Below are 26,299 nucleotides of genomic sequence, written 5' to 3'. Positions count from 1 at the left end.
CACGGGCTTATAACCCAACACCATCAAGGAGGCGCTCTTATCATGTAGTTTAGACAATCTGAAATACAAGATCAATGAATTGAACGAATCATTAAGCAAGGGAGATGCTATGAAAATTCGTTCCAGCACATATTTCAACCGTCTCTTAATGTACAGTCTGCTGATCGGCTCTATTCCAGCTATTATCGTTGGAATCATCTCATATTACAAAGCCTCCTCTATAGTTCAAGACAAGGTCAACCAGAGTAGCATGGCGACACTCCAGCAGACCCAACTTCGTGTGGAGCAGATCCTCAAGACGATCGATCATTCGGTTACACAGTACATTAGCTCGCCCCTTGTAGTTAATGCTATGTCGCTCCCTTATTCAGCAGCCAATTATCAGGTTTATAATGAAATGTACCAGAACATGGTGCGCAGCCAAACCTTCGAGCTGACGATAAATAATATGACGGTACTGAATTTAAAAGGTCAATGGGGCATCGATAACAACAATATTTTTACATTTGATGATGTACGGAGTCTGGATCAGCTTCTCCGGTATGAGAAGCTGCCTTCATTTTCTTTTTGGATAACGGACGAGGACAAGCGTTCGCCAAGTATTAGTCTCGTGAAGAAAATCCCGCTGAATTCGCTGAAAGCCGACGGACTGGCCATCGTTACCATCGACGAATCGCAGCTGGCGAGACTTCTGGCAGCCGACAACCGGATCGGCAGCATCATGGTAATGGATAAGGATTACCGTTTGCTGTCCCGAAGCGATCAGAAAGTGCAGCAATCCGGCTTGGAGCAACTTGTTGCCGAGGTGCAAAGGCGAAGTGAAACGGAAGGGCAATTCAATGTAGAGCTTGACGGTGACAACACAAGCGTCATCATGCGCAAGTCTAGTTACAATGGCTGGATTTATGTGTCAGCCATATCCATAAAAGATATTACCCGAGATTCTCGCTCAATAGGCTGGGTTACTCTATTTGTATGCCTGCTCATGGTTCTGGTAACCTGCGGGCTGGCACTATACGGTTCCAGGACGTTCTACCGGCCAGTACGGAAATTGGTCGCGACGATTGCCGACAGATTTGAAGATCCGCCAGAAGAAGCCCGCACCGATGAATTTGCCATGATCGGCTATCGATTGCAATCCATGCTGCAGACGGAATCCCTCCTCTTGGCCCAGCTTACGGGACAAGTGCGGGAGCTGAAGCAGTTTTTTGTCATGAAGTTGATCCGAGGCGAGGAGAAAGAGTCTCAGTTACCGGCCAGACTGAAAGAGTATGGCTATCATGCCAATTGGGAGTGGCATGCCGTATTCGCCATTCAGATCGATGATCTGGAGAGGTCTCAGTATAATGAAAATGACCGTGATCTGCTGCTCTTCGCCATTGCAAATATCGCAGGCGAGTTGATCCCTGCCGAGGAACGGCTAGACCCTGTGTTGCTGGAACAATACCAGATCACGGTTGTGGGGGGCATCGGAACTGCGGATGTGGAGTACAAGAATCGATTGTTTGGCGTAGCGGAGCTTATCAGAAGAACAGTACAGCAATACCTGAAGCTGCAAATTAGCATTGGCATCAGCCGTCCCCAAAAGCGACTCATCGATATTTCTGTCTCTGCCGAGCAAGCGCTAGAAGCGCTTCGCTACCGGATTCGTTTCGGCCCGGAATCAGTTCTGTTTATTGATGACGTCCAACCTGAAGACTTGGTATCCAGCGTGTTCCCGCACCGTGCGGCCAAAGAGCTTTACGATGCAGTTAAGCTGGTGGAGCGGTCAAGGGCTGACAAGCTGTTGGAACGTTGCATTGGACTGATCTTTAATGAGCAAGCCGACTGGCGCCAATATCGGATGTCATTGGTCAGGCTGTACACTATGCTGACCGAGCTTGGACAGTCGGAGATAACTGCGGATACAAAGAAAGATACAAAAACGGAATTACCACTCGATCAGGAAAAGCAGCATTTTGACAGACTACTGGATCTAAAATCCCAGGAGGAAATCCGCCTTTGGTTTTGCGATACCGTCATTGCCCCAATCATGCGCAGGCTAGAGCAGCAGAGCAAGTCTCACGCCAAGAAAATATCGGACCGGATAACTGATTTGATCCATCAGCGCTTCGACACCGAGCTTACCCTTGAGGCATGCGCGACGCAATTGAATTACCACCCCAACCATTTGGGGCCTCTGTTCAGCAGGGAGAAAGGGATCAGCTTCAGCGAGTACCTTCTAAACTACCGTTTGATGATGGCAAAGCAATGGCTGATCGAGACTGATATGAAGATCGGAGATATTGCGGAAAGATTAACCTACACCAACCCTCAGAATTTCATCCGTTTTTTTCGTAAGATGGAGAACATGACGCCCGGACAATACCGGGAATTGAACTGCCATCCCAAAATAGGAAAGCTTCACTCCGAAGACTCCACGCGATAGGTCTCCTGCCTGTCGTAGGGGGTCTTCTTTATGTTGATGCGATAACAAGAGGTCTCTTCTCGCCTTGGCCTCATGATTATTCTGGACGTGATTATGATTATAGTCTCTACAACGACAAACATCCTTCCTGATGATTATCCCTTGATTATATACGTCCGCATGTCGGCCGTTTATCTTGAAGGTACTCACAAAAAATCACGAAAAACGAAGGTGGAGTCGAAGATGAATCAAATCAAAGGAAATTTTGCGCTTCAAATGTCTGCCGCTAAGCCGAAGAAGCAATGTTTCTGGTACCAGATACGGAGGAACAAATGGCTGTATGCGATGCTTGCCCCCGGGTTGCTTTACTTTCTGTTGTTGAAATACGCCCCTATGTGGGGACTTCTCATAGCTTTCAAGGATTATCAGCCTTACTTGGGCTTTTTCGGCAGTAAGTGGGTTGGCATCAAGCACTTCGAGCGGCTGTTCCATGATCCATCGTTCTGGATGCTTCTGAGGAATACCCTGGTGCTGGCCGGGTGCAATATTTTTTTCTTTTTTCCCGCACCGATCCTGCTTTCTCTCATAATTAATGAAGTTCGCCAAGAGAAATTCAAACGGGCCATACAGACCTTCATCTACGTACCCCATTTTATCTCATGGGTCGTGGTAGTTGGCATAGCCTATACCTTCTTTACAATCGACGGCGGACTAGTGAATGAAGCCATCATGGCAATGGGGGGGAGCAAGATCAACTTTCTCGCAAATGCAGGCTGGTTTAGAACCATGATCACACTGGAAGTGATTTGGAAGGAAACAGGATGGGGGACCATTATATTCCTTGCAGCCTTGGCAGGAGTCGATCCCCAGATATACGAAGCCGCAAAAATAGACGGAGCGGGAAGGTTGCGCCAACTATGGCACGTGACGCTTCCTGCCATTCGCTCTACCATTATCATTCTTTTCATTCTCCGGCTGGGTACCTTTTTGGACACGGGCTTTGAACAAATCTTCCTGATGCTGAATCCGATTAACCGTGAGGTCGGGGAAGTGTTTGACACTTATGTATATTCGGCGGGGATTACGCAAGGGCAGTTCAGTTTCAGTACCGCTGTCGGCCTTTTCAAGTCGGTTGTTGGATTTGTACTGGTCATCAGCTCAAACTGGCTGGCCAAAAAACTCGGTGGGGAAGGGGTGTATTAATCCATGAATCAACAAAACCGAAGCTGGGGAACCCGTCTGTTCGACTGGGCCAACGTCGCAATCCTTCTGTTAGTGTCGGCTGTGATGCTCATTCCGTTTATGTATATCATAGTGATTTCCTTCGCGACGGAGCAGGAGGTGCTATCCAAAAGCTTCCTTGTATTTCCAACGAAATTCTCTTTGGCGGGCTACCGTTACATCCTGTCTACTCCAATACTGCTTCGTAGCTTGACAGTTACCATTGGGGTGACTGTGATTGGGACAATTGTGAACCTGCTCTTGACTGTGCTGATGGCGTATCCACTTGCCCGCAAAGATCTGTATGGACGCCGTCCCGTCATGCTTATGGTTATTTTCACGATGGTGTTCAACGCCGGTATCGTACCTACCTTTTTGATGGTTAAAGCATTGCACCTTACCAATACCTACTGGGCGCTTATTATTCCCAGCGCGATCAGTGCTTTTAATATGATCATCATCAAAAACTTCTTCCAGCAGTTGCCTGACGGTTTGGAGGAATCGGCCAAGATCGACGGTTGCAATGACCTTGGGATTTTATTCCGCATTGTCATCCCATTATCTCTGCCTGCGATTGCAACCTTTTCGCTGTTCTACGCAGTAACTCATTGGAATACTTTCCTGAGCGCTATTTTGTACATCAACGATTCAAAGAAATGGCCAATCCAGGTCCTGTTAAGACAGATTGTGATCCTTTCGGAGAAGGGGTTGTCCGATATGAACGAGGCGCCTCCTCCACCGTCCAAGATTATAAACATGGCGGTTATCGTGTTCTCCACCGTCCCGATTCTGTCGGTTTATCCATTTTTACAAAAGCACTTCGCCAAGGGAGTGCTGCTCGGTTCTGTTAAAGGATGAACTTGTTCATCATTTAATATAATATCTTCAATATTATGAGGGGGAGTAAGACATGAATCAATTAAATCACAAAATGGTCCTAACGGGTTTCGCAGCAATCCTGACGGCTGCCAGTTTGACGGCCTGCGGCGGCAATCAGGAAGAGAAGAACCAGAAGGCAACGCCAAGCGGAAAGGTTACATTCACGATGATGAACCAGTATTCGTCGACCGAGCCTCCCAAGGCCGACAATCCGATTATCAAGCAGATCGAGGAATACACGAATACCAAGATCAATACCACCTGGGTTCCGGCGTCTGCTTACAATGACAAGGTCAACGTCTCCATCGCCTCCAATGATCTGCCGCAGGTCCTGATGATTGGGGATACCAAGTCCTCATCAATTATCAATGCGGAACGATCGGGCATGTTCTGGGAGATCGGACCCTATATCAAGGAGTTTCCCAACCTAAGCAAGTACAACGCGAATGAGCAGGTACTGAAAAATATCTCAGTGGATGGCAAGGTTTACGGTTTGTATCGCGCCAGAGCGCTTGCCCGTCAGGGCATCGCCTTCCGGCAGGATTGGTTAGACAATCTGGGCTTGCAGCAACCCAAGACCATCGATGATCTCTACAAGGTTATCCGCGCTTTCGCCTTAAACGATCCGGACAAAAATGGCAAAAACGATACATTCGGGCTAGTGGAGGCAGAAGATTCCGGCGGCGCAGGCGCTATGGGTCTCACCGGCTTCCAGACCATCGCTTCCTTCTTCGGAGCGCCCAACCAATGGGAGATTCAGGATGGCAAAGCAGTTCCCCAGGTTATGACTAAAGAGAATATGGAAGCCATGAAGTTCTACAAAAAGCTGTATGACGAAAAGCTGATTAATCAAGATTTCGCTGCAACCAAAGTCAGCAAACAGCAAGAGCAATTCTATCAAAGCAAGGCCGGCATGCTGTTCACTACCCTTGACTTCGTGATTACAGGAGGAAACGAGTTGAAGAAAGCTAATCCTGCTGCCAAGATCGATATTGTCAGCAGAATTCAGGGACCTAAGGGAGATCGGGTGTTTGCAACCACTGGATATAATGGGATGTTCGTGTTCCCAAAAGCCACAGTCAAGTCGGAGGCGGAGCTGAAGCAACTTCTTGGTTTCTTCGACAAAATCGTCGATGACAAAATGATGTATACCTGGACGTGGGGGATCGAGGGTGTTCATTACACCAAAGGAGCGGACGGAGAACCGGTCATCTCTGACCAGACTGCTTATGCCAACGAGGTATCTCCTCTAAAGCAACTACCTACCTATGACGGTGCGCTGATGATCTGGAAGGGTAAGGGGGAAGCGGACAATAGATTCCGCACCATGTTGAAAAACAACGAGGCAATTGCCGTATCCAACCCGATGGAGCCCCTGATCTCTCAGACAGCTGTGGAGAAGGGAACGGAGCTGAACAAGATCATTGCCGATGCCCGTGTCAAATTCATTATGGGAATCCTTGATGAAGCCGGCTTCAATAAAGAAGTGGAGAAGTGGCGCACTCAGGGCGGGGAACAGATTATAAAGGATTATACGGAACTGTATACGAAGCAGGCCAAGAAATAAGGTTCGGGAGGTCTACCGATATGAACAAAGAGTTTTTTGATTTTGATCTTATCATAGCAGGCGCGGGTGTCGGAGGAATTAGCGCTGCGCTTGCTGCTGCAAGATTACAGATGAGGGTGCTGCTGATTGAGCAAGCCAGGGAAGTGGGGGGAACTGGTGTATTCTCCAGTGTATCCCTGGTATGCAACTTCCGGGATTCCTGGGGAAAACCGATTACCAACGGAATTCACCGAGAGTTGTTTCCCACCTCATACACGCATTACAGCGAGAAGCTTGTTCCTACTTATGATGAGCAGGAATTGAAGGCTGCATACCAAAGGCTATTGGCCTCCGAACCGACCCTTACGCTGTGGACCGACTGTGAGGTTTTCCAAGCAGATAAGCAGAATGGACGAATTGTTCGACTACATATCCAGGGCAGCCGAACAGCTACAGTTACCGCCAAGATATACCTCGACGCCACTGCCGACGGCAATCTTTCTGCGTTGGCGGGATTGGAGTACAAACTGGGCAGAGAAGGCGACGGTAAGTTGCAATCCGCCACCGCCACCTTCAAGGTCAGCGGCATAGACTGCTCCCAACTGAAGGAACCGGATATTCGGCAATGGACGGCGATTCATTCGTTGCGGAGGGAGCTGTTGCCTTATTACCTCGACATGAAAGCGGCAGGCGGCACCAGCAACCCCAGGCAGGGTATCACTTGTTTTCCTTATCCAGATGGAAAAGCCCTGCTGTTCAACTCTACTTCGGTGCTGGATGTGGACCCCACCCGGCCAGAAACCGTTACCAGCGGCAGGGAAGAGGGAATTCGGCAGGCGCAGGAATTGTTTGAAGCCATTCACCTGCATCCTGCTTTCCATAATGCGAAGATGGATTACATTGCCCCTAAGCTCGGTGTCCGAGAGGGGCGGCGAATTGTCGGAGAATATGAACTGACCGCAGAGGACTGCCTGCAGACCAGGCGCTTTAATGATATGGTGGCGGCGTGCGCCTATTCCTTGGACATTCATAGTCCGGATGGAGGCGCCACTAGACTTGAAAGTATTCCCAAGCCAGGCTATTACCATATCCCATACCGTTCGCTTATTCCCAAGGGCTGCGCCAATCTATTACTGAGCTCCAGATGCATCAGCGGCACTCATGAAGCTCACAGCTCCTACCGGATCATGGCCTCGGTCAGCGCCATCGGCGAAGCAGCGGGAACAGCAGCTGCACTCTGTGTGTTTCAGGGTCATCAGGATGTCCGGGAGGTCAAAACCTCCCACATCCGGTTCATTCTCCAGCTGCGGGGTCAATTTATAGAAGGAGAGGTGGAGCGGGTTCAGATGCCTACAAGACCTGCCTGGTAGCAGAAATTAATTAACGATTAGACCAACAAATGAAAACGCTTGCAATAATGTTTGCGATTGGATTTCAGATCAGGATAAGGGAGTGAACATGATGTTCGTGAAAAAGTGGATGATCCGTTTGATGCTTGTATTGCTTTTATCAGTTAGCATTCTTGGGGAGGTGGCGCCCTGGGCTGTCGCTGCCCAGCCGCAGGCGGACGTAAGATTGAGTTCGCCCCCAATTTACAGCGGAGTAACCAAGGCTTGGCCAGGCGATGCGGACAAAGATCCGACGCACGCTGCGACTACCGTAAACGGCACGGCGTGCTGGGCGACGTCACAAAATCCGCTAAACCCCTACCTCTACGTTGATGTCGCGGGCTCCGCGAAACCTGCGGGCGCAACGTACGCGATTGTGTCTGTTGATTACTTTGACGCAGCGGCGACGACCATGGCCATCGAGTACGACGGCCAGAGCAACGCGTACCAGGCCACTCCGTGGATGCCCATGAGCGGCAGTCAGACCTGGAAGAATCAGATCTTTGAGCTGAGCGGAATCAAGTTCGCCAACGGCACAAACGGCGCAGATTTCCGCCTGCGCGTTCACAGCCTCAATGGCGTCATGCCGGGAATCTGTATCGCACGCATCCGGGTGACCTTTGCAACGACCCCAGCGCTGTCTGTGATGAACCCGAACCTGCTCTTCACAACTAATTCCGCAAGCCTGGATTTCGGCACGGTGGGTGATTCGGTTTCCTATGATATTTCAGATGATCAGGGCGTGAGTCTTCGCACGGGATCTGTCCCCGTAGGCACCAACGGACATGCTCCGCTATCCGTGATGGACCTCGGGCCGGGATTCTACAACCTCACATTCTCAAGCGTGATTGATGACCAAATGGTTACGCGCGCCACAACGTTTGGCATTGTGACCCCGATGCCAGCGGGCGCCTTGAGTCCTGACTCCTTCTTCGGGATCGACTCACATTTTGGTCACTACAAATCCCTCGAAGATGGACTCATGAACGCATTGGCGACAATCGGATACGGCCACATTCGAAGCGACATTAACTGGTCGCTAATTGAAAAACAGCCAGGTGTGTACAACTGGGCAGGGTACGCCTTTGAAGCCAAGTCACAACAGTCTCTTGACCTCGGCATGACTCCCCAGGGAGTATTGGCATACAACAACGCAAATTATGACAACGGGAAAACGCCGAGCTCCGCGGCTGGTCTGGCTGCATTTGGCCAGTTTGGGAAAGCTGCCGCCGAGCACTATAAGGGCAAGGTCAGCGATTTCAACATTTACAACGAGTTCAATGGCACCGGCTTCAACAACGGCGCTTGCGGTATTACAGCAGCCTGCTATTTGCAGATGCTTCAGGCCATGTACGGACCCATTCACGAAGGAAACCCAGACGCGAACGTCATGGGCCCGATTGGAGCCACCTTTGACGATAACTGGTTTAGTGCCTTTTTCGCTGCCGGCGGTATCAACTACATTGATACGTTCGCGACGAATGTCTACGGCTACGCTTTGGAGGGGGCAAACACCCCGCCCGAGCGCACACTGTTGGTATCGAAGCTTCCTGCGTTGGTGCAGCAGGTGAAGCAGGCGGCTGGAAATCGGCACGTACCCTTTTGGATTACAGAGAACGGTTGGCCGACGTATGCCGCCGCCTCCACGGAGCCCCAGCAAGCGGACAACCTAGTGCGTGCTCAGGTGCTAGTGAAGGCAGCTGGCGTGGACGTCCTCAACTGGTACTCGGCTATGGATGACGGTACTGACCCCACTAATAGAGAACATCACTTTGGGTTGTTCAGGCAGCCCGTCGATGGCGTACTTGGCGTAGCTCCGAAACCGGGAGCTGTCGCAAACGCTGTGCTCATTCGCGCGGTGACCGGAAAGACGATCGGTGCTCGCGATGACCTCGGCTCCGTTACCGCTTACTCGTATCCGAATACGGGAGGAGACTCGACAACTCGGGTGATGTGGTCCACCAGCTCCGAGAACATTTCTTTGCATACTTCCCAGCCTCTTATCATCACTGATGAGTATGGGGCAACGCAAACGGTGAATCCGACAGACGGCAAGGTCGTTCTGACGCTTAACGGCAGCCCGATCTACGTTACGGGCAACGTTGACAGCTTGGGCGTGACGCAGTCTGCGGTAACGGTGAAAGTCGCCGATCAGTCGATCAAAGGAGATACGGTCACAGTTACGGTGACTGCGGACCGATCGAATCCCGATACGGACCTACCTAATGAGTTGACAATCACTGCGAACGGATCGCAGCCAGTGAACCTTCTCACTTCTCCGGGCCAGGTAACGAGCGCCACCGTCAGCGTTCCTGCAAGCACACTCCTCGGCCCGCGGACTGTGGCCGTAGACGTGACGAGGGGCGACGACAAGAACCAGCCGAGTCTTGTTGCTGGCTTGAGGGCAACGACAAATGTCGTCAAGCCGTTCGAGATCAGCGTCCAGCCGACGATCACATCGGATGCGGCATCCCGAAGCTACTTTCTCGACATCGCGCTGAAGAACAATCGAGCCAGCGACTTCACGCCGACCAAAGTTGCCTACCAAGTAGGGCCGACATCAGGGAATGTGTCGAATATGGTGAATGTCCCTGCAAGTGGAACTGTGTCGATACGCGTCCCGCTCTCCGACATTCCGTTGTTCGATTCTCTGAGTTATAACGTGGCCGTTGACAGCTCCAGAGATTCGGATGTTTCATCGGGTTCGATTTCCTACGCTCCCATCGAACCCGCGAACCACCAAACCTTGCCCGCAATCGACTTGGCGACGCAAGCGACATGGGTATCGATTTTGGGGACGCGCAGTAGTAACAGCGACCTAAGTGGGCAGCTGCATATCAACTACAACAACGATGCGCTTGTGATCGACGCCACGATCACAGATGACAAACACTTCGGCGCACGCACACCAAACACGATGTGGCAGACCGATTCCATCCAGTTCAGCACCTACGACCGAGTGCCGGGGCAGGCAGGCGGCCAGCGCGTTGAACTCGGTGCAGCACTTCTCGACAGCGGACCGTCGGTTTACACCTTTGCCGCGCCGACTGGCCAGCAGGTGGGACCAACTCCTGGCGCCCAAGCGAATATCACGCAAAGCGGCAGCACCATGCACTATGTCATCTCTGTCCCATGGGCCTCGCTTGGGTTTAGCGGGCCACCGACGCAGACCATCGGAATGTCGTTCCTGGTGAATGACGATGATAAGGGCTCCACGGGCGATTCCCGCGATGGTTTCTTGCAGTGGGGATCGGGAGTCGGAACGACGCCGAAGGACCCCGCACTGTTTCGCAATGCACAACTAATAAGTGTGCTGCCAGCGCCAACGATGCCTCAGTCTACTTTGGCAGGTGCACAGCAGGTGAACCAGGGCGAAACCTTTGATGTAACGATGGGATTGACTGGCGTTACGCAAAGTGTATACCAGCAAGTGTATGCGCAAGATTTGACTCTTCATTATGATCCAGCGAGTTTGCAATTTAATTCAGTTACTTCACTGAAAGACGGATTTCAAGTCATCGAGCAAAAGGAGGCCGTGCCAGGGCATATTCGGATTTTGGTTGCCAGTGTGGGCGCGAACCAAGGGGTGTTGGCTCAAGGAGATTTGTTGACTATCAAATTTACGGCGAAACCTGTTACTCAGGCTACCTCTTCGACAGTTTCTGTAAGTAATGTCATTATTGCCAATGGACAGGGGAATGAACTGCAAGTAGACGGATCCTCTCGTGAGATACAAATAAGTATTCCTAGTACACCTGTAGATAAGTCGCTCTTGAATGCATTGATCGCAAGCGCACAGGCCACGTACAATGCTGCAGTGGAAGGCAATGGGGATAGGCTGTATGCGATTGGCTCCAAAGCGCAATTGCAATCTGCTATCGATACAGCCACTACGACAGCAAACAATACGAATGCCGCACAGCAGCAGGTAGATAGTGCGAAAGCCGGATTGGAAGCTGCCATTCAAGTGTTTAACACGAAGAGAATAACGGCAGATGTCAATGGAGATGGAAGTATTTCTATTGGAGACTTGGCTATTGTTGCAGGCGCTTATGGCAAGCAGCAAGGTCAAGTGGGTTGGAATGAGAAAGCGGATGTCAATCATGACGGTAAGGTTGATATTGAAGACCTGGCAATCGTAGCCAGAACGATCTTACAATAAAAAACCACGCATCATGTTTACTGGAACGGATTCTTACTCGCATTAGCGAAGATAGGAGTGTGGAGGGAGAGCTGAATACGCTCTCCCTCCGATTATTCAGAAATATGTACCGAAAGGGCGTACTTCATCGATGTTAAAAAAACTACTCGTATTCAGTCTGACGTTACTTTTGACTATGCTCTTACTTCCTCAAATCGTTATGCATGCAAACTCCGGACCAACCTTTTTACTTTCCATCACGAGCCAAAGTGTTTTTGAAGGAAATGACTTCCAGGTGACGGTAAGCGGAAAACAATTAAGTGATATGTACGCATATGAGGTCAATTTATCCTTTGATACCAGCCATGTGAAGTTTGTAAAGAGTGTTAGTAAAAGTGAAGGCTATAAGGTTAATCCGATTGTAAACGGGAATAAGATTCAAATCGCACATACGCAAATAGGCAATAAATCAGGCCAGTCGGGGGATGTAACACTGGCTACGCTGACATTTCATGCGGTTAATCAGGGTTCGGCCGATATTGAACTGGACAGTGTGAAACTAATGAATTCGCAATTAGTGCCTAATATGGTTTCGATTAAAAGCAAGGTATCGGTTCTTGTAAAGGCATCGGGTAACAGCGGTAAGCCTGCGGTGGATGTATTCAATAGTGACATTGTCAATGTAATATACTTAGTTCATGCTATCGAGTCCAAAGTAACGGAAGCCAACAAATCTATTGCCAAGATTGAACTGGCTGACATTAAAGGGCACTGGGCTGAAAAGACCATCGATACGTTCGTGAAACTGCACGTTATCGACGGGTATGAAGATGGAACTTTTCAACCGGATGGCAACATTACACGCGCGGAGTTTGCAGTGATGATCTCCCGTGTATTCGATATCAGCGGCGACATGAATCATTTACTTGTTCTGAACGATATTGATCGCCATTGGGCTAAAAACGAAATTGAGAAACTTGCTAGCGCAGGGGTGATTGCCGGTTACGGAGACGGAACCTTCCAACCGGACAATACCATCAGCCGGGAAGAAATGGTCGTTATGTTGTCCCGAATTGTCAACTTGAGTAAAGCGGACAAGGATACTTCCAAGGATAACTTTGCCGATATGGCAAGTGCAAGCTCCTATGCAGTGAATTCAATCAAAGATGCAGCAGAGGCTGGCATCATCAGCGGGAAGAATGATGGGATATTCGATCCGCAAGGCAACTCCACACGTGCAGAGGCACTTACAATCATTCTGAATGTATTGAACCTTGATCCTCAAGTGAAAATGCTTTTGGATAGCTTGAACTAACCTAAGCTAAATTTCGGAAGTACGGGGGTTCAGTTGAATTTGGAGCGTTAAGCGTTCACGATTGTGTGAGCGCTTATTTGTGTTGTGATTATGGAGGAAACTAGATGATGAGGTGCTTTTGTATCATGAAAAGAATAGTGGTGCAAAAAAAGTGTAGCACTAGAATCAAAAGAAGCTGAGAACATCAAAAAGTGAAGCTTTCCATAAAAAACGGCGGTTGGTATGGTGGGTTCAAGCCGAATTACATCTGGCTAACAACGATCAATCCGATTGATCCGAATCAGGTGTTCTTCACGCATGAGGGTGCAACGGAGTAAATTCCAGATCGACTTTGGGTGGTCGAAACGGGACCGGGGAAAAGAGCAACCTCTATTCGCAGAAAAGGGAGGAGAGCGGACGGCCAGTCGAATATGTTGGGCAAGAGATATGTGCTCATCAACACGGCTACTAAACAATCCGAGTTTCTATGTAAGCTGCAAAATGAAAACGCTTTCTTTATTTAAGTCCATCATGTGATAGTCGAACTCTGGGAACGGACCGGTGATAGGATTGCCGATTAGATGGGAAATGATAAAAGAGGGAGTGAATGAATGTGGAAATGAAAAAGTGGATGATAAGCTTGGTTCTGGTCCTGCTTGTGTCCGCCTGGCCTATGAACGGACTTCTGCCGGGAGGAAATGCGACAACGGTGCAAGCGGAGGAAGCCTTGCAAAACGCAACGATCGGCAATTTTGAAAGCGATGAAGAACTTTGGAATTTCAGCTTGGGATCCGAGTTTCCGGGAGCCCAAGGCGCGTATGGACGGGATGCGTCGGCTCCGAGATCCGGGACCTTTTCGGGGAAGTTACATGGCGATTTCAGTGCTGGCGGCAAATATGTAGCCATCAGTAAAAATTTTCTGCCCTTGGATATGCGGAAGCTGGAGTTTTGGCTGAAGTCGGGCGACGCCTCCGCGATTACGCTAAGGGTAGTTGATTCAACCGGACAGGTGCATCAGCGGAAGATCGCGCTGGCGAGTGCCAATTGGCAGAAGATCGAGATCAGCACCTTCAACATTGGCACGAACTATCTGCATTTCGGCGGCGCCAACGACGGCAAGTGGCACGGTCCCGTTATTGGCATCTCCTTTTTGCTGGAGAAGTCCAACTTGATCGGCGGCAAAACGAGCGGAGACGCTTGGATAGACGATGTGTCGGTAACGGCGCCGCCTCAGGAGAACGTATGGGAGAACGCCATCGGCACCTTCGAGAACGGCTTCGACATATGGTCGCTGGCCTCGCAAGGCGGAGCCAAGGGCGAATATATACGGGATACGGCCGAGATCAAGTCGGGGGCTTACTCAGGCAAGCTGAGCGGGAATTTCAGCGCTGGTGGGCTGAATGTTTCGCTCGGACGAAGCTTTTCTACGCCTATAGATATGAAGAAACTGTCGTTCTGGGTCAAAACGTCCGATTATTCTGTGGTCCTGCTGCTGGCGAAGGACGCGACAGGGCAGGTACATCAGCAGAAAATTGCCTTGGCACCTACTGGCGATTGGCAAAAAATCGAAGTGTGGTCCTTTAACGCCGGCACAAGCTATTTGCATTACAGCGGGGCAAACGACGGGGTATGGCATGGTCCCGCCCAGGCAATCGGGCTCTTGGTGGAGAAGTCCGGTCTGGTCAGCGGCAAAACAAGCGGGGATATCCGCTTCGACAATGTCGTTGCGACCGGTTCCTTCCCGGATTTGGCCGTTCAGCAGTCCCAATTGGGGAATATCTTCCTGGCGAGTGAGCCTGCATCCTTTCCTCTCACAACAAGGGGAGATACGGTAAGCTGGAGCGTTTATGATCATTTGGATCAACAAGTATTGGCAGGCACCGAGGCGGTGCAGGGCGGACAATTGAATTTGACGATTCCTGTTCAGCAGCTTGGTTATTATAAGCTATCTGTTGCTGCGAAGAAGGGGGGTCAAACGATTCAGAGTACGGACATTTCGTTTGCCCGCTTGGCGGCTGATGACCCAACTCTGGCAGACAACTCTCCATTTGGGGTATCCACTCACCTTGCTAGAACAAGCTCCGGATGGACGCCTGAGTTAAGTACGCTGTTGAAGCGGGCGGGGGCCAAAAATGTCCGTGACGAAATTACATGGGTAGATGTTGAATATGAAAAAGGAAAATATCAGAAGCCGCCAGGCCGTGATGCCTTTATGCGGAAAACGCAGCAAGACGGCCTAAAGCCGTTCATCACCCTTGACTTTACGAATCCGTTTTACGATCAAGACAGTACGCCCTATTCAGACGATGGCCGTCAGGGGTTCGCCAATTATGGCAAGGCTTTGTTGGACTTATATGGCAATCAGATGGAATGGGTGGAAGTCTACAATGAGTTCAACGGAGGTTTCGGTGATCGGGGGAACGGTCCGGCAGACTCACGTCCAGACTATTATTTTAAACTGCTGAAGAAGACCTACGAGACGGTGAAAGCTGCCAGACCGGACGTCACCGTAGTCGGCATGGCAACAGCTGTCGATATCCCCTGGATGGAGGAAGTGTTTAAGCTTGGCGGACTTCAGTACATGGATGCAGTTTCCATCCATCCATACAATCTAACTCCAGATGGCATGCTGCAGGCTGTGCTTGATGCGAAAAGCTTGATCCGGAAATATAATCAAGGTCAAGATAAACCGCTTTGGATTACAGAAGTCGGCTGGCCGACACACATTGGTACCACGGGCGTAGTCGAAAAAACGCAAGCGGATTATTTGGTGCGTGCCTATGTGCAGGCGCTGGGCGCCGGCGTCGAGAAAGTGTTCTGGTACGACTTGATGAACGATGGCATGCAAGCCGACTATGGCGAAAATAATTTTGGTCTCATTCGACATCAGAACGATCCCAAGGGCCAATTCACGCCGAAACCAGCCTATGCGGCTTACGGGGCGATGACCCGAGAATTAATTGGAGCCTCATTTGTCGAACAAGAAACCGTCGGTACGGGCATAACCAGCTACAAATTTGATAAAAACGGCCAGAAGCTAAGGGTTGTTTGGGCTAATACCCCCGTGCAGGCAGCCATTCAAACGAATGTACCGATTCAAGTCACGGATATCATGGGGAACACGGAAACCTTTACACCACTGAATGGCAAGGTGTATATGACACTAACCGCCGAACCTATTTACATTCAAAGTGATATTGACGGTATTGCGGTCGATTCGACGTTCGCATTGACGGGGGCAGAAGCCGTAACTGGTGAGCCCGTGCTGCTGACTGTGGAAGCAAATAATGCATCCACATCGTCGCTCACTGCTTCATTCGCAGTGGAAGGATCAACCTATCCTTTGAACGCGGGAACCGGTCAGATTGCGTCACAGCCGTTTGCTCTGCCTGGATTGAGTCAGGAAGGCATTCGCTACGTAACAGGTGATTTGACCGTGAGTGGGAACCGAATTGGAAGACTGAAGCATGCGATTCAGACCCTCCCTTCCTATCGTGCAAGAATCATCCCTGTTATTACGGATGTGAATACGAATGGGGAAGCATTGAAGATCCAAATCCAGAACTATTCTAAGCAGCAAGGGCTAACCGTCAGGAAAGCTGATTGGCAGTTTGGTACGCAGTCAGGAACACAGAATTTGAACGATGTGATTCCTCCAGACACCACCAAGACGTTTGATATTCCGCTGAGCGGCTTTAATTACGGCGTTAGCAACCAAGCGCAAGTGACCATCCAACTTGACGGAAAACCATCTTACGTTTATGGAGGGAAGCTGGATTTCAATCCGATCCTTCCTGGTACGCTGCTGCTTGATGGCTCGGCTGACCCAGCGATCATCGCGTCGCCGCCAGTCGCCCAATTGTCGCAAGGAACGGTAAAAATGCAAAATTACACAGGTCCAACGGATTTGGACGGCAGCGTATGGGTGAATTGGGATCGGGATTATTTCTATTTGACCGCGAAAATCATTGACGATGTGAATTATACATCTATAAGCGGAGCGGAAATTTGGAAAAATGACAGCCTGCAGTTTGCTGCGATGGCGGGTATCCCTGGAGAGAATTTGGGATGGTATGAAATTGGACTATCCCAAACACCGCAAGGGCCGCAAATCTTTCGTTATTCATCGCCTAATACCAGCGTCAGGGAGCTTGTGACGAACGGCTCTTTGCGGGTATCGCGCGATGAAGCACAAAAGGTTACGGTCTATGAACTTGCGCTTCCATGGTCGGAGCTTGTGCCGATCAAACCGGAAACGAATGGGGCCTTCAGCTTCTCGTTGCTTGTTAATGATAACGATGGTACCGGTCGTAAAGGGTATATCGAGTGGGGCTCCGGTATTGGTGAAACCAAAGATCCCAAAAAATTCAGAACGGTTCAATGGATCAAAGCGCCAACGTCTCCCGTCATCACCATGGAAGGTGTAACGGCAGGGGAGAGCTACACGGATCAAGTAATTCCGGTCGTGAAAGCCGAAGATGAAGACGGTGATTTGCAAACCGTTCGCACGCTTTTGGATGAGGAAGTTTGGACATCTGGCACCCCAGTAACTAGCAAAGGGAATCATACGTTATACGTACAAGCTGTTGATCAGGCAGGAAATGCGACCGAGCAGACGATTCCTTTCAAACTGTACCATAGCACGGTACTGGCAGCCTCTAATGCGGAAGGAAAGCTAAATGATTCCGTAGAATTAAGGGCTACATTGCAGGATAGGAATGGGCAAGCGATTGCCGGGGAAGCCGTGTCCTTTGCGGTATACGGGAATACGATCGGAACGGCTATTACCGATGTGAATGGGATAGCACTGCTCAACTACACCATCCAATTGGAAGCGAACGCGGATCAGGAAAAGGTATATCCGGTTCAAGTTTCGTTCAATCAGAATGATGCCACGTATTTCCTTCATAGTGAGGGGAATGGGGGCGTTACGGTGAAGCCTTCGCCGAAACCGAATCCTCAGGATGCTCCTGGCAAAGCGGTGTTGTCGGATGATAATGGGTACGACACTGGAATTCTGGACGGCAAGTACTCGGTTACTATGAACATGTGGTGGGGAAATAACGGCAGTACGTATAAGCTTTTCGAGAATGACGTACTGATCGATACGCAAACCCTCACAGCGCATTCGCCGAATGCTCAAACTACCGTCACATCCGTTACGTACCGACCTAATGGTACTTACCGTTATTATGCGGAGCTCTCCAACGCATCGGGTACAACACGAAGCGATGTGCATACGGTAACGGTTACCCAAGCAGCACCGGCGGTGCCCGTTCTCTCCCATGATAATTGGGATGGTGACGGAAACTTCAACGTCAGCATGAATATGTGGTGGGGGACTAATGGTACGACCTACCGACTGTATGAAAATGGCATACTCATCGATACGCGACAGCTTGCTGATCGCACGCCGAGCGCGCAGTCGGTCACAACGGCGATCCGCAATAAACCGAAAGGTACGTATGAGTACCAAGTTGAACTCCTGAATTATGCGGGAGCTAAGGTTAGCGGGAAGTTAATTGTGATCGTAAATAGTTGATAAAATGATTCCTGAACACTTGCTCTCTCGATGGGGAGCAGGTGTTTTTACAAAAAAGAAAGCTAGGTGTGGTTCATGATGTCGAAAAATAATATTCAGCAATTTACACAGCTGCATACACCTTATAGGCTCGACCGTCCGGTATTGAGCGGATCGGGAATGGAAGGCAATTTTGATTCGCAAGCTGCCGATTGTCCTTTTGTTTTTGCCCATCAGGATTGTTTCTATATGATGTACGTCGGATTTGACGGAGTAGGATATCAGACAGCGCTTGCGACAAGCTCGAATTTGTTGGAATGGGAGCATAAGGCGATTATTCTCCCGCGATTGCGCACGGATGAAAGATGGGATCATGTGGGTGCTGCGGGATCATGGATGCTGCTGGAGTCAAATGGCCTGTACGACCTACCGCGACTCAAAAAGATAGACAATCGCTATTGGATGATCTACCACGCTTATCCGGATAAGGGCTATGAAGCAGGCGGCGCCGTGATGGGACTCGCTTGGACAGAGGATGAGAACTTACTGGAATGGCATAGGCTTGATCAGCCTGTCTTTACCAATCAAGATGGAGCGGTTTGGGAAAAGGCAGGTTTATATAAATGCTGCGTTATCGAACATGAAGAGAGATATTGGATGTTTTACAATGCTAAGCGCGAGGAGCAGTGGCCTTGGAAAGAAGAGACGGGGCTTGCCTTCTCGAACGATTTAATCCATTGGGAACGCTATGAGAACAACCCCATACTTGAAGTGAAGGAAGAGAGCTTTTTTAGTCAATTTATTAGCGACCCTTGTATAAAGCATGATGGTCAGCAGTGGGTCAATTTTGCCTTTGGCTTCGATGGCCGTCACGCGCAGGGGGCCCTGGCGTTTTCTGACGATTTAACAAATTGGCGTGCGTTTGAGCAGCCGCTGCTTCCACATGGAGCCCAAGGAGAACTTGATGAAATCCATGCTCATAAGTCGAGTGTAATCTATTGGAACGGGGTGCTATATCACTTTTATTGCGCGAGTAGGTCTTACAATCCTGGTGATGTGACTAAGCTGATCATATTCGAAGGACAAGATGAGTTTCGTTGTATTGCAGTGGCTACTAGCGAACCAATAACTATTGGAGTGATAAAATAATGAAGGGAAATGACTGGAGTTATGCCTAAAATCATGATGGCTTTTCCTCAGGGAAAGCATAAAGTTGTGACAATGAGTTATGATGATGGTCAAACCGCCGATATCAAACTCGTGGAAGTTTTTAATAAGTTTGGAATAAGAGGAACGTTCCATCTTAACTCGGGGATGCTTGGCACAGATGGCCGTATATCGGAGAAGGAGGTTGCAGAACTGTATGGTGGACATGAAGTTTCCGCACATACGTTGACGCATCCTACGATTGCAAGGTGCCCGAAGGAGCAAATCATAGAAGAAATTTTTGAATATCCAAATGGTTCGTACAGCAAGACAATAATAGAAATGCTGCCTTATCTGGGTGTGGAGTATGCAAGAACTGCACAGAGTACGGGGCAATTTGCGATGCCTGATGATTTGTTGGCGTGGAGGCCTACATGTCATCATAATTCGGACTTAATGAATGTGGCTGAAACCTTTGTAAACTTGAATAAAACGCAATATTTGTACATGCTGTATGTATGGGGGCATAGCTATGAGTTTGATCAGGATAATAATTGGTCATTGATTGAAAACTTCTGTGAGTTTATCGGGAACAGGTTAGATATCTGGTATGCGACCAATATGGAGATCGTGGATTATCTAAAAGCATTTCAAAACCTTAAATTCGCTGCTTCGTGTCAATTTGTCTATAATCCTTCAGCATTATCTGTATGGCTTCAAGTGGACAATCAAATTATCGAAGTAAGAGGCGGCGGCCAAATCCATTTAAAGTAAAAAGAAGAAAAAATCCTTGAAGTTAGAAGTATTCCAAATTACTTTTTTTAAAGAATATGATGAATTTTAAATTATGCTAACGTAAAACAATTGTTGCATGTTGGGATGTGGGCGTGTACTACAATGGTATTATATGGAAAAATATGGGATAGAAATCTCCTCCTCTATTTCCTCGCGCCTTCATGTTGTCCCGGTCTACTACACTTGCTCTTTTACTATCTTTCTGTATTTCTGGCAGACATGGATTTTCTATGGGATTTGCATTTTAAGAGCGGGACCGATGAGGCTTCGCTCTTTTTGTGCATGAAGTGGGTTGGTTTCTGACCGCTGCCAGCCCGTTTTTCGACATCGATTTTGAGGACGGTACAAAGTGCGGGTCAGTGTAGGAAACAACGAAAGCGTTAGCCTCTCTAAAGTTTTCCCGATATATGATGTGGAGGGTGGTTTCGTGGAGCGACTAACTCAAATCGTACTGGAGATCGAGCGTATTCGGAATGAAATGCATCAAGCGAGTGATAAATATGGATTAGAGTCCCGTATGGTACTTCAAAAATCGAAGGAGCTAGATGCACTACTGTATGAGCTTCAGAAGTGGATGTGGCTGCATAAGCGATAATCTTGCTGAGTTTCCTATCTTTCCAAAATTTTTGCAAAAGGTTCATACATCGCTGTGAACATTTGAGTTGGTCCTGGAAGCTCAGGAAAAAAACAATCAATACGGCCAGAACATACCCAATCATGAGAAGCGCGGCAAAAGCCATTTTCTCCTTACAGAGATGTTTGAATTTGGGTCATTCAATAGAGTGATCGCATTAACAAAAAATGTTATCCCCAATTTTCTCGTGAACTGACGCAGCTTGTAGATTTTATTACACCGAATGAAACGGAGTTCGAGATCTTGAGCTGAACATCTTCGGACGATGAAGAAAGCTTGGCCCAAGCAATGCGGCAATGGGAGGTGCTAGTTCGGTGCTAGGCTCCTTATTACAAGGAGAGACAAGGGATGTTCCTATCTGGAGGGGGGCGAGCTGTACACGATACCCGCACCCAAAGTACAGGTCGTAGACACGACGGGAGCCGGCTGGGCACCGTCAATCGCCTATAGCAATTACGGGTTGCAGTGGGATTTTAATTCAAACGGCAACCTGGAAGGTTGGTCAATGGCCAACCAGATTAGCGGCACGGTGTCTGGAGGGATCTTAACGCTGAGGAGTAGCGGAACGGCCCCTTATATGGTATCCGCTGACAACCTGAACAGCCTCGCTGCGAATCGCTATGTCCGAGTTCGATTGAAGAATAATGCAAACGATCCAATGGTTCAAATTTTCTTTACAACAACGACGCAACCAACTTGGGATGCGAAGAGTTCCGTTACGTTTGCAACGAAAGAGAATGCTAGTGGCTATTCTACCTATGTGATCGATTCGGGCGTCAACGCCAACTGGTCGGGAACGATTAAACAAACGGCACGTACCGTTATGTTTCGGAGTTGACGAATGCCTTCGGAACTACGCGAAGCGATTCATTGAACGTGCAAGTCAGGGGGCTACTCCAACAAAGACTGTTCGTTCCAGCGATAACTGGGACGGTGAAGGCGTCTTCAACATTACGATGAACATGTGGTGGGGGACGAATAGGACGCAGTTCCATCTGTATGAGAATGGCGTGCTGATCGATACGCAAACGCTGGACGCCAATTCTCCGCAAGCTCAGTCGACAGTGACAGCGGTTCACGACAAACTAAAGGGAAGTTATTCATACAGGGGAGAACTAGTTAACGCCTCAGGTATTACATCAAGCGACATGACAGCCGAAGAAAAATAAGCGGGAATTGAAGCCTTTCATATGCTAAGGAAACAGCAGGTTGAAATATCACCTGCTATTTCCGATGTTGAATGGATCAATAAATTGTTTGGTTTGGCTGCATAGTTTATCCAATAAAGTAAGGGTATACTTGTCAGTTTCATTATTTGCGACCTTTTTTATTGTGATTGTTGGAATTCTACTGCAAGCTTTGCACATCTGCTGCACTTAATGGATAAGCATAAATGCTAATTTGGTCAATCAGGCCGTTCATCGTGCTTGCGGAGTTGACGCCTACGGTCAAAGGAAATGCATTAGATATATTGCCTCCCGTAAGTGTAGTGTTCTGGCCGACCAAAACAGAATCAACGTACAGCTTTAGCCCCAAAACTCTATCGGCTATGGCTACAACATGGTGCCACTGCCCATCTGCAAAGGTTGCTGTCGATTGGACCGCATCACTGGTACTACCATAATCCAACAGAAACTTAATCGTATTATTTGTTTCAAATCGTAACCAATATGCGGCATTTGTATCTCCTTTATTCAACATATATTTGATTGTACCAGAGACGCTTGTCTTCACCCATGTGGAAACGGAGAAGTTCCCTGTTCTACCGAAATCAAAATCATTGCTGAAGGGATCTCCCAAAGATACATAATCACCATTTCCGTCAAAGCTTAAAGCACCGCCAAACATACCGCTCGCACTCCGAACAGCATTTGTAATTGTTCCATGATAACCATTGTAGGTAGAATCCAGCACTGTACTTCCTGTGGTCTCATCAAACTTCCAATATCCGCTCAACCCGTATAAATGTCCCACTTCCGATGCATTCAAAGCATAGTTGTATAGTCTAACTTCATCAATCAAACCATTCATTGTGCTTGTAGAATTGCTTCCAATGGTTAATGGAAGGGAGTTGGAGATGGTCCCGCTTGTAGGGCTGGTATCTTGCCCAACTAATACACCGTCGACGTATAGTTTAAGACCTGCTGTTCGGTCGGCGACACCAACAACATGATGCCATAGCCCATCCGTATAGGTGGCTGTCGATTGAGCGGCGTCAAAGGTGCTGCCATAGTCGAGGAGGAATTTAATGGTATTGTTCGCCTCGAGGCGTAACCAGTACGAAGCGTTCGTATCTCCTTTATTCAAAATATACTTAGTTGTGCCCGTCACACTGGTTTTCACCCAAGCAGAAACCGAGAAGTTTTGTGAGGTTCCGAAATCAAAGGCACCGCTGGCAGGATGGCCTAAGGTCACATAATCGCCGCTGCCGTCAAAGTTTAAAGCGCTGCCGAATTTGCCGTTCGTGTTTCGTGTCGCGTTCACAATGGTTCCGGGATTAAGGCCGGTAGCGGAATCCACAACAGTAGTTCCTGAAGTTTCATCTAAACTCCAGTTACCGACTATAGACTTATTCCACCAAATTCTCGAAACGATGGCTCGATTCGGAACGAGGGAATGCCATTCGTTACTTGTCACGAGGCTCAAATCAGACGTAACCGCAGTGGTTCCAAAATTGCCTAATTGCGCCCGGTTGTCCGTTATCGACATCACGATTTGTTCTGTGTTTTTTTTGAGCCGAAGCGTAACCGGATCGACTTCAGCCATCCATAAGGGAGCCCGATATCTGAGGATATCCGTGTTAGAATCATCTTGACGCGTATAGACCAGGTATAGCGCATTCGGTTGCGTCACCCAATGCATCTGCGTATTCATACTTCCGGTTACAGCAGTTCCGTCCTCCCATTGCAAAGTCACTGCTGACTGCCAGGTTAAACCGTCGCTGCTTTTGGCCAATCTGTTCTGGATATCATCGCGAAGGGTCATAAAATATTCGTTATTGTACTTGGTAATGGATGTTTCAATACCAGAACGGTTCCCGTTGCCCCCTGAATTGGGAACTGATGTACCTTGGCTGATGTAAGAAAGCGCAGTCCCGTTAAATGATGCTTTAACAACCTTTACATTGCCCGTTCCGTCCATTAAATTGATTGGCCAAAGCATGTCTCCGGTACCATCGTCTACTTCATAAGGATAAACACTGCCGGTATGGCCGAGTCCATTAGGCCAGTCGAATATATACCAATCGCTGCTCCAAGTTGAAGTGGAAGGATCGTATATCGCATAAGCGGGGTAGTTATGTTTCTTGGTAAAAGTAAGACTGTATGATTGTGCCATGCCGAACAGGATGATCTTTCCTGTTTTTTCGTGATAAACGGGTACGGGATCAATTAACATACCCTGGTAACCATCCGGTAATGTCTTCCATTGATATTGGGGGATGGTTGTAAGCGATGACCATGTTTCCCCGAGATCTGTGCTGGAAGTGTAGGCGATATCATAGAAAACATCGGTTAAATTGGTAGGGCTCTCATTTTTATCTTTGGAAACGGTACACATGATTTGGGGACTTGGACCGCCCGGAATGGTTGCGCATCGCATGTGAGTCCACCAAAAGTTATTTGAGCCATCATTTTGATAAGCTACCTTTTCATCGAGCGTGTAAGAAGGTGGTGAAGACGCTTGAGCAACAGATGAATTTACAACGATGAAGCACCCAAGCATCAAGGTAAAGATGAAAGTGAAACATAGGCTAAAAAGAAGTGTTCTTTGATTTTCTTTCATAAATAAAGTCTCCTCTCAACATATCAATTGCCATGAATCATAGTTAATTTTAAAGCGCATTCAAAAGTAGACACTTACTATCGTACCCCTTTCCTTTAGAAGTTGGATGCCATCTCATAATATCACTATGAACGCTATACGATAACGGGATGAAATTTAGATTTGGTGGATTTAATTAAGCATTATTCTGCTGAACTGACTTCCAGTCATTAGCAGAAGAGAACGTCTCCAAATTGGTGAAGATTGTATTAGATACGTCTAATGATTGTGTTACGGACCTCAGATGCTTCTTTTATATAATAAATAGCGGAGTAAACGAATTATTTGGTGAAAGTGAACATCGAGGGGGAAAAACCGCAATGAGAATCACAGCTGTTAAATGTATCCTTGTCAGCGCTCCGTATGCAAGTAAAGGGGATGCGGAGCGGGAAATTTGTCTGAAAACAGGGTACCGTCCAACGGCCTTTCTGAAAGTGGAAACCGATGTAGGCATTTATGGTTTGGGTGAAACCTACGCGGGTACTTATGCACCCGAAGCAGTCAGAGGAATAGCGGAACAAATGGAGCACGATCTGATCGGGCAAAACCCCATGTCCGTTCTTGAGATGTCCGATCGAATGCGGGTTGCTAATTATTATCTAGGTAGAATGGGGCTAACGCAATGCGTGATTGGCGGCATCGAAATGGCACTTTGGGATCTAAAAGGCAAGGCACTTGGCGTTCCAGTGTACGAATTACTTGGTGGCAAGGTGCATAATGAAATTAAGGCTTATGCGAGCGGTGGTAATAATAAGCCGATTGACGAGCTTAAACAAGAAATGCGTGACTATGTGTCGCAAGGCTTCCGGGCGGTGAAAATTCGAATCAACCTGCTGCCGGATATCGACGCGATTGAAGAGAAGGTTGCTGTGTGCCGTGAAGCACTTGGCCCGGATATCGGACTGGCTGTCGATGCTGCGCAAGGCTTAGCGAAGTATCCATGGTCTGTCAAACAGGCAATTGAGATCGCAAAACGCATTGAGAAATACAACCTTCTTTGGATTGAAGAACCAGCAGAGGTAACTAACTATGAAGGATTTGCGGAAATTCGCCGTCACGTCAACATCCCTATTGCAGGAGGCGAGACGGTTACAAGTCTTGTAGAAGCTGAATCGTATTTGAAAGCGAATTCGCTCGACCTGTTCCAGCCGGATGCGGCCGTTATCGGGGGATTAAGCGTTTTCCGCCAAGTAGCGCAAATGTGCGAACGTAAGTCCATTCCGATTGCCGTTCATGCATGGTGCGGAGGAGTGGGCATCATGGGGAATTTCCACGCTGCGTTTGCTTCTAGGAACTGCACGATTCTGGAACTTTCCAATGTGCCGAATCCCCTACGTGTGGAAATGATGGTTGAACCCTTGAAAATGGTGAACGGATGTATACAGGTTCCGTCAACCCCTGGATTGGGTGTACATTGGCCCGACGGGCTGGAAGAGAAATATCCATACATGCCAGGTTCTGTATATCGGGTTCCGCTGACGTTATCCTAATAGGAAGGTGGGAGA

The 26,299-nt window shown here is 48.5% G+C and carries 16 protein-coding genes and 1 pseudogene; 16 read left to right on the top strand and 1 reads right to left on the bottom strand.

Annotated elements, in window-relative coordinates; genetic code table 11:
• Positions 1–109: 109 nt before the first annotated feature.
• The 15 genes and pseudogenes from GC096_RS01205 to GC096_RS01145 all read left to right on the top strand — a co-directional run bounded on the left by GC096_RS01205 (position 110) and on the right by GC096_RS01145 (position 22,141).
• Positions 110–2,428 carry a helix-turn-helix domain-containing protein gene (locus GC096_RS01205; RefSeq protein WP_171628470.1) on the top strand — a complete coding sequence of 773 codons (2,319 nt, stop codon included), beginning with the start codon at positions 110–112 and terminating at the stop codon, positions 2,426–2,428.
• A 222-nt stretch (positions 2,429–2,650) separates the two neighbouring features.
• Positions 2,651–3,610: an ABC transporter permease gene (locus GC096_RS01200; protein ID WP_171628469.1), complete on the top strand. Its 960-nt coding sequence runs from the start codon at positions 2,651–2,653 to the stop codon at positions 3,608–3,610.
• 3 nt (positions 3,611–3,613) lie between these two features.
• The gene (locus GC096_RS01195; protein WP_171628468.1) at positions 3,614–4,486 is read left to right on the top strand and encodes a carbohydrate ABC transporter permease; all 873 of its coding nucleotides are present in this window, start codon (positions 3,614–3,616) and stop codon (positions 4,484–4,486) included.
• Between the two features lie 52 nt (positions 4,487–4,538).
• Positions 4,539–6,074, top strand: a complete 1,536-nt coding sequence (locus GC096_RS01190; RefSeq protein ID WP_171628467.1) for an extracellular solute-binding protein — start codon at positions 4,539–4,541, stop codon at positions 6,072–6,074.
• A gap of 20 nt (positions 6,075–6,094) precedes the next feature.
• Positions 6,095–7,423, top strand: a complete 1,329-nt coding sequence (locus tag GC096_RS01185) for an FAD-dependent oxidoreductase (RefSeq protein WP_171628466.1) — start codon at positions 6,095–6,097, stop codon at positions 7,421–7,423.
• Positions 7,424–7,544: 121 nt separating this feature from the next.
• A complete protein-coding gene (locus GC096_RS01180) occupies positions 7,545–11,603 on the top strand; it encodes a cohesin domain-containing protein (protein ID WP_246302504.1) in 4,059 nt (1,352 codons plus the stop codon).
• Between the two features lie 130 nt (positions 11,604–11,733).
• Entirely contained in the window at positions 11,734–12,897 is a 1,164-nt protein-coding gene (locus tag GC096_RS01175) for an S-layer homology domain-containing protein (protein WP_171628465.1), read from the top strand.
• Positions 12,898–13,088: 191 nt separating this feature from the next.
• Positions 13,089–13,214, top strand: a complete 126-nt coding sequence (locus GC096_RS39000) for a hypothetical protein (RefSeq protein WP_281366704.1) — start codon at positions 13,089–13,091, stop codon at positions 13,212–13,214.
• 281 nt (positions 13,215–13,495) lie between these two features.
• A complete protein-coding gene (locus GC096_RS01170) occupies positions 13,496–18,418 on the top strand; it encodes a sugar-binding protein (protein ID WP_246302510.1) in 4,923 nt (1,640 codons plus the stop codon).
• A 75-nt stretch (positions 18,419–18,493) separates the two neighbouring features.
• On the top strand, positions 18,494–19,546 hold the full coding sequence (locus GC096_RS01165) for a glycoside hydrolase family protein (RefSeq protein WP_246302503.1): 1,053 nt from the start codon (positions 18,494–18,496) through the stop codon (positions 19,544–19,546).
• Between the two features lie 21 nt (positions 19,547–19,567).
• Positions 19,568–20,317, top strand: a complete 750-nt coding sequence (locus GC096_RS01160) for a polysaccharide deacetylase family protein (RefSeq protein ID WP_171628463.1) — start codon at positions 19,568–19,570, stop codon at positions 20,315–20,317.
• 448 nt (positions 20,318–20,765) lie between these two features.
• The gene (locus GC096_RS01155; RefSeq protein WP_171628462.1) at positions 20,766–20,933 is read left to right on the top strand and encodes an aspartyl-phosphate phosphatase Spo0E family protein; all 168 of its coding nucleotides are present in this window, start codon (positions 20,766–20,768) and stop codon (positions 20,931–20,933) included.
• A 367-nt stretch (positions 20,934–21,300) separates the two neighbouring features.
• Positions 21,301–21,387, top strand: a pseudogene (locus GC096_RS39465) (hypothetical protein); the annotation flags it as partial.
• A gap of 90 nt (positions 21,388–21,477) precedes the next feature.
• Positions 21,478–21,810, top strand: coding sequence for a hypothetical protein (locus GC096_RS38560; RefSeq protein ID WP_246302502.1), 333 nt, complete (start codon positions 21,478–21,480; stop codon positions 21,808–21,810).
• Between the two features lie 118 nt (positions 21,811–21,928).
• Positions 21,929–22,141: an early set domain-containing protein gene (locus GC096_RS01145; protein WP_171628461.1), complete on the top strand. Its 213-nt coding sequence runs from the start codon at positions 21,929–21,931 to the stop codon at positions 22,139–22,141.
• A gap of 178 nt (positions 22,142–22,319) precedes the next feature.
• Here GC096_RS01145 and GC096_RS01140 read toward each other — a convergent pair whose 3' ends face one another.
• Positions 22,320–24,755 carry a sialidase family protein gene (locus GC096_RS01140; protein ID WP_171628460.1) on the bottom strand — a complete coding sequence of 812 codons (2,436 nt, stop codon included), beginning with the start codon at positions 24,753–24,755 and terminating at the stop codon, positions 22,320–22,322.
• A 359-nt stretch (positions 24,756–25,114) separates the two neighbouring features.
• On the opposite strand from GC096_RS01140, the gene GC096_RS01135 reads away from it, so the two are divergent.
• Positions 25,115–26,284: a mandelate racemase/muconate lactonizing enzyme family protein gene (locus GC096_RS01135; protein ID WP_171628459.1), complete on the top strand. Its 1,170-nt coding sequence runs from the start codon at positions 25,115–25,117 to the stop codon at positions 26,282–26,284.
• Positions 26,285–26,299: the final 15 nt, after the last annotated feature.

It is taken from the genome of Paenibacillus plantarum (assembly GCF_013141695.1).
Taxonomy (GTDB): Bacteria; Bacillota; Bacilli; order Paenibacillales; family NBRC-103111; genus Paenibacillus_E; species Paenibacillus_E plantarum.
Note: the sequence above shows the minus strand (reverse complement) of the source record. Positions and strands in the feature narration are given on the sequence as shown.